The organism is bacterium (assembly GCA_040755795.1).
Classification (GTDB): Bacteria; UBA9089; CG2-30-40-21; order CG2-30-40-21; family SBAY01; genus JBFLXS01.
In genome coordinates, this window is the sequence record JBFLXS010000216.1 from 1 (window position 1) to 6,732 (window position 6,732).

Genomic DNA, 6,732 nt, shown 5'->3' on the forward strand with positions numbered 1-6,732 from the left:
TGAAACCTAACCCCAATGTTTATAATATGTTACATATACCTACCTCACCTCCTAAACACCCCTAAAATCTACCTTCTTACTATTATAACCCCTTGATTTTACTGGAGTTAATAGGTCCAACCCTCATTATAAACCTCTAATCCTTAATCCCTGTGTTCCTCCTTTAAAACCTTATGCCTAACAGTCCACCATCGACCGTTGCGTCTGTAAGTTTCCTGACTACATTACTGGAAAAATCGAAATCGCCTCTAAAATCTTTTTGGGGAATCATGTCTGAGTTGAAGGTACAAATATACTGAAATCCATGTTTAGAAGATTCAGATGCTGCCAATTGTAGAGCTAATGCCCTCTGTCGTTCATCGACACCATCAAAAATATTGCTGTCATGAATTAAGAATATTGGTGTCTTCGTTCTTTTTGCCCACAATTTTGCCAACATTAAATCATAGCAAAAAATTTTCATGTTACTTATACCTTGGCTGCCTGAACGTTCTATATTAATTCCAAATTTAAATCCTTTTTTCGTAAAATCTATGGATAGTGTTCCAGGTACTTCATAAAGTGCTTCTGAATTTTCATTAAATGTTAAAATTGCATCTCTTCTTTGAAACTCTCTCTCACTCAAATCTCTGTTTGCCTGTTGATGAAGAAGTTCCTGTTCAATAGATATTCCACTCTTTCCCTGTTCGAATTTCTTTAAATTTTCTAATCTTATGGATATATCCTTTAACTGAGAGACACTATTCTGATGATTCTTCTGTAATTCGTTAAATTCCTCTAATGCACCATGACTTTGTAAAATCTGCATTAACTCTGTTCGTTGGGATGTCATTTTTTTTATTTCATCTTCTCGACGAGAAATATTGCCTCTAATTCTATCCATCTCGTTTGTTAAGAAATCCTTTCTGTTGGCTACTACTTTACGATGGAAATCAAGAACTTCATCAATTTTTTTTGTTATTATATCCATGAATACTAACCCAGCCTCTTTGTAAATCTTGATGATTTTGTCGGTTCTTGCATCCTTCTCTTCACTCAAGCTCGCTTCATAATGTTCAAGAATCATTCTATCAGTCATATTCAGATTAACTAATTCATGTATATTTTTTGTCAAATTATCGGCATTTCTTTCAATCTGGTTATACTGATTATGAACCTTAAAACTTCTTAATTGGGAGTCCTCATCTTGAACTTGTGCCTCTATCCTAATTTTCAGTGCTTCTAATTCTCCAATGTTTCCCATAAGATTTGCAAGTAAACCAGACTGTGCTTCTTTTTTGAGATGGTTCAAAAATTTTACTCTATCTTTAATAACTTGTAGTTTCGAGGCATATTCCCAACCAAGACTAAGTAAAAAAGCATTATTGATTTGAATATCCCATTCTCGTTGGCTCTTGTATTGCTGAAAAGGGGTAAGAAAACTGCCTCTTTGTCCATTTTGTCTAATGAAGTATGAAATTAAGCTTCTAAAAGTGGGTACATATTCAAATTCGTCATAAATCGGCTGAAGGTTGAACATTAAAATACCTAAGCATTTCTTCCAATCATTCCTGGAAATAATTTGCTTCCTGGATTTCTCATCAATAGTAGGTTTAATCTTCCAATCGGAACAATCTCCTTCAATAATTATCTTATTATTGTCTGCGGTATTACGGGATATAGAATATGTTTTCCCACCCAAGTCTAAATTTAGTATAAATGTCCAATTATCCAACCGTGGATTCTTCAATGTCTCTCTCTTGTCAGCACCCAGGCAAAAATGGATTATTTCTATTAAGGTAGATTTTCCAAGACCATTTCTTGAATCTTTTATAGTCGCTTCTTTAGTTCTTTCAGCGAGTATAACATTAAGCCCATCTTTGAAAACGATTTTTTTAAATGAGGGATTATCACACTCTATTGAATGAATCATTTTTCAACCCTCCTAATTATTCCATCTTTCAATTCAACAATACCTAAAATGAATAATAAATCTAACCCCAAACTAAATCTTTCAAAATTTCTTACCTCAGATAATTCCCTTACTTTGTCCCAGAGTAGACTGACAGTTTGATTTGCTGTAATATTGTCTAATAGAATTGCCCCCAGATTTAATATAGAGTTTGATATTTGAATATGCTTGTTTGGGAGTATCATTGTTCAAACACCTCACATTTCTCAAATAAGTATACCAAAACTGCTAATCCTGCAGCTTTCTGTTTAAAATCACTAGATTCTCCTGAAGCAAAACCTACAAGGGCATCGAATAAATCATCACCCATAAATCCATCAATGTTTTTCAATTTATTATATTCGTTTACAAAGCCTGCTTTAAGTCTATCACTGAATTCAATATCTGGAACTTTATTAATGAAATCAGCTACTTGCTTTACTTGTGTCATCCCACTCACTATTGACCGTTCAATTCTTGAAGATAACATATTTTTCTTTATTTTATCCTTAGGCGGTATAATGTCGTATCTATCAGGCGGCTCTGATTGATCAGAAATGAGATATTTTGTGACAATACTCAATTCTGCAAAAGTAATATTTAAAATTTCTTTTTCGGTAGAATCTTCAATCCATTCTTCATGTTTATTTTTCATCTCTTTCAATCTTTGAACAGAATATTCTTGTGGTTGATCATCTACTATTTTATGATGATTTCTACAAAGTACAATACGATTGGAATACGAACTCCTTTCTCTCTCAGTCATATCAGGATTATATCTTGCTGAACCTGGTTTCTCACCCTCAATATGAGCCATATCTCCAATAATAGCCTCCTTATCCCCTCTTGTCCTATCTTTAATCAAGAGACTATTGCATCCGGGGAATGCACATCTATTTCCACTTCTTGACCATAGAAGTTTTAGATCCTTACTGGATATGTCGTTACTCATTGTATTTCACCATATCGTTCAACTGATTATTTATTCGTCGTTGTTAGCAAAGGGTTCGGAATGTTATATATTGTACTTAACCTCGTTTCATTTCCTTCTTAGACCGCAATGGTAGATTCACTCATACATCCACTTCCCTTAAGCTGATAGAAATTTCGATTGCTGATAGGAATTTTGATTTTTGGGCAATTTGGGAAAAGTGTCATAGGAATATCCTTCTCAGCTTTTTTTTAGGACAAAAAGCCCACTCCGATAATTATAGTATATAAAAACTATTTAAGTCAAGTGAAAAATCAAGAACCGAAAAATGGACTAGTGCTCTGTCGCTGATGATTTGACGGGTTCATTCTTCTGAAAAGGAATTTTAAACCACGAAGACACGAAGGATACGAAGAATTAAAGAAGAAATCTTCTAATTTCCTCTTATCTTCATTAATTACTTTCTTCGTGGACTTCGTGCTTTCTTCGTGGTTTTTGTGGTTTATCCTCGTTTATCTTTATGGCATTTTGGGACATAAATGTTTCTTCATCAATTGAGTAGCGACAGAGCACTAGAAATGGTCATACTACTCTTTAGCCTGTATAAAGGTATTTTTTAACCCGTTTGACACAGTACGTTTTTTTAACCATTGTGGTTATAATAAGTATACCACAAAACTCATTAAAATACAAGGGGTTTTATCGTTTTTTTTCTATCCTACCACTTCAATGAGATTATTAGGGTTCTGCAAAACCAAGAAACTGTAGTTTTTAAGCAGGTATTTAAAACCTCTATTTTTATCAATTACCTCCAAAGAGCAAAATGCAAAACTCGTTTATAGTTTATAGTTTATGGTTTATAGTTTATAGTCTATAGTCCTTCAACTATCAACTATAAACTATAAACTATCAACGGTTTTTTGTTTTACGCTTTTAGTTTTAAGTTTTTCAGAGAATTTGCAAATTTGCCAAAGTTCAGTAAAATTATCTCTTTCCTTTCAACGTTAAAATACTTGAAGTCCTTTTTGAAATTTGATTTGTAATTTTGCATTTTGATATTTGATATTTATTTGTTGTCTTCCCCAAATCCTATTTTGCAGAACCCTACAATGAGATTATGTTAGGATAGAATCCTGCGCGACTTTAATTATATCAAAGGCAGATTTAGGCTTGCTAATATTTGAGGTTTTCTGGCGCATCTTAAGTAAATTTTCTGGAGTAATTAATAATTCCTGGATTGTTTTTTGTATTTCAAATTCATTGCTTACTTTTATCGCCACACCTTGAGAAATCAGATATTGAGTGTTTCTTTCTTCCTGCCCCGGGATGGGATTGACAATGAGCATTGGTAAGCCACAGGCTAAACTTTCAGCCGTGGTTAGCCCACCTGGTTTGCCAATAAGGATATTCGATATTTTCATTAATTCATCTATAAAATTCACATAACCAAATACCTTAGTTAATTTTGGTAGAGTAGCGGATATTTCTCTAAGTTTTAACTCTAATTCCTTATTTGTGCCTGCAACAACTATAACTTGGAAATCAATATTTTTTATCTTATTGAGACAATGAACTATCTTGTCTATCGGACCCAATCCTAATCCACCTCCCATAATTAAAATCGTTGGCAGGTCATCTTTTAACTCATATTTTTTCTTTAAATTATAAATGTCCTTATCTTCTGTAAATACTGGGTCAATAGGAATACCTAAAATCTTAATCCTTTCTTTATTAATCCTCTTTTCCTCGAGTTTTTTAGCGGTCTCGTCATTTGAGACAACATAGTAAGATACATTCTCATGAATCCAGTAATTATGAATATCAAAGTCTGTAATTACCCCAATTAGTGAAAAGTCATCTAACTTCTTTTTTAAAGCAGAAAATATCCCACAAGGAAGGGCATGGGTACAAATGACAACTTGAGGATTAAATGATGAAAATAATTTATGTAATCGAGTAGAATTCAAGGAGTTAAGTGCCTGTCTAATCTTAGCCGTCAATTTAACTATCTGTTCATTGTCATATATAAAATCCCAGAAATCTGGATTTGTCTTGATTATTTCAAAATAAATCTTTCCAATGATATTTTCAAGTTTAGGGTGAAAATATCCCAGTGGGTCAATTTCTAAAACATCTATTTCGGGATAAATCAAATTCAAGGTTTTATGGATAGACTGAGCGGCTTTTCTATGACCGGTAGTAATATTGATATAAGATAACATTACTCGTTCTAACATGCTGGACCTCTTTAAAAGTGAACAGTAGCTTACTTAATCGGTTATTGTCTGCTGACTACTAATAAAAGCATTCCGATAGTTATGACTAACGAAAGAAGGGTGAATATCCCCTGACAGCGTGAAAAAAAGGTCAATTTAGACAATGGATTAATCTTAGTCAAGAATATTTGTTGAGTATTTTTTGTTGTTTCTATATCTTTAAATGCCATATCTTTATCCGGGTAGTAAATAATGCCTTCAACACATCTGCCATAAGGGTCGATGGTAGTGGTAATGCCAGTATTAGCTACTCTAACGATAAAGCGTTTTGTTTCGATGGCACGGAAGGTGCTCATCATCGCATGTAATCGGGGTTCAATAGTATTTCTAAAATGACCATCATTGGCTAAGACAAATAGATATTCTGCGCCCAACCTGGACATCTTTGTTACAATTTGAGGGAAGGTATCTTCATAACAGACAATTACCCCTAATCTACCAAATTTTGTTTTAAAAGGTGAATAATCATAACCAGATGAAATCTGTGATTCTCCAAATGGGACAGGTAATATCTTGCGATGAACAATATCATATTCGCCGACTTTTGAGACTAATTCCCCTTCGGGTGAAAAAACAAGAACAATATTATACATCCTTTCTTTTTCATAAGTTAAACTTCCCAAAACTAAATAAGTCTTTATTTCTCTGGCTAATTCAGAAATAATTTTATAATATTCAGGTTGATGGATGACATCCGTAGGGATGGCATATTCAGCCCAGAGGATAAAGTCAGGATTAAATCTTTTTTTTGCCTCTTTAGTTAGTTTGGAATAGGTAGTTAGAATTTCTTCAATATGTGTTTTTCGCCACTGCCAGGTTTGATAGAAATTAGCCTGAATAGAAGCAACCTTTATTTCCTTCGATTTCTCCGAATTTAAAAAGAAACTATAACCATAGATGAGAATTAGACATCCTGAAAATAACAATCCTGAGCGAAAAGCCTGTCTGCGAAAATCAGGATGAAAACAAAAAGCAAGGGCAGAATTTATCCCAATAATCAAAAAAGTAATGAAATCTGTTCCGGTAACATCAATAATTTGAATAAGTCGCAGGTATTTAATCTGGGTATAACCTAAATTCGCCCAAAATGAACCAAGAGGAGTAAAATTATTGTAAAGATATTGTAATGTTATCCAGAGAAATGGTGGGAAGAGAATGATTAAATAAACATTTTTACTTCGTTTCCAGACGACCTTAGTAAAATAACAAAATAATGCCATAAAAAGTGAAAAAATGCCAACAATCGTTAAAAATACCCATATTTTAAAAAGGCAAAGCCAGTAAAATAGCTCGGCAAAGGTAATTATCCCGGTGAATAAACCTACCCCAAAAGCCCATTTTGGCGTGGCTAATCTATTTAGCCCTATTAATAAAGGAATTAAGGCAAAATAGACTAAAAACCCTGAGTTGAATGAAAAAAAAGTCAGAATTAAAATTATGGCAGATAAAAAGGATAAAAATATGGTATTCATTGAATCCTAAAATCAAGGGGTCAGGGGTCAGAAGCTAGTGTCGTGTTGAACAAATAACGCACGGAATTTGATTCTGGTAACTGGTGATTGGTAACTGGTAATTAAATACCGTTCGGCTGAGCT

At 33.5% G+C, this 6,732-nt stretch carries 5 protein-coding genes; all 5 read right to left on the bottom strand.

What is annotated here, in order from left to right:
- Positions 1–163 precede the first annotated feature (163 nt).
- Positions 164–1,912 carry a DUF2326 domain-containing protein gene (locus tag AB1414_13135; protein ID MEW6608367.1) on the bottom strand — a complete coding sequence of 583 codons (1,749 nt, stop codon included), beginning with the start codon at positions 1,910–1,912 and terminating at the stop codon, positions 164–166.
- Positions 1,909–2,136 carry an ABC-three component system middle component 6 gene (locus AB1414_13140; GenBank protein ID MEW6608368.1) on the bottom strand — a complete coding sequence of 76 codons (228 nt, stop codon included), beginning with the start codon at positions 2,134–2,136 and terminating at the stop codon, positions 1,909–1,911. The genes AB1414_13135 and AB1414_13140 overlap by 4 nt, the downstream gene beginning before the upstream one ends.
- Positions 2,133–2,747 (bottom strand): ABC-three component system protein, encoded by a 615-nt coding sequence (locus tag AB1414_13145; protein ID MEW6608369.1) that lies wholly within the window; start codon positions 2,745–2,747, stop codon positions 2,133–2,135. The genes AB1414_13140 and AB1414_13145 overlap by 4 nt, the downstream gene beginning before the upstream one ends.
- Positions 2,748–3,976: 1,229 nt before the next feature.
- A complete protein-coding gene (locus AB1414_13150; GenBank protein ID MEW6608370.1) occupies positions 3,977–5,098 on the bottom strand; it encodes a glycosyltransferase in 1,122 nt (373 codons plus the stop codon).
- Between the two features lie 41 nt (positions 5,099–5,139).
- Positions 5,140–6,609 carry a nitrilase-related carbon-nitrogen hydrolase gene (locus tag AB1414_13155; protein MEW6608371.1) on the bottom strand — a complete coding sequence of 490 codons (1,470 nt, stop codon included), beginning with the start codon at positions 6,607–6,609 and terminating at the stop codon, positions 5,140–5,142.
- Positions 6,610–6,732: the final 123 nt, after the last annotated feature.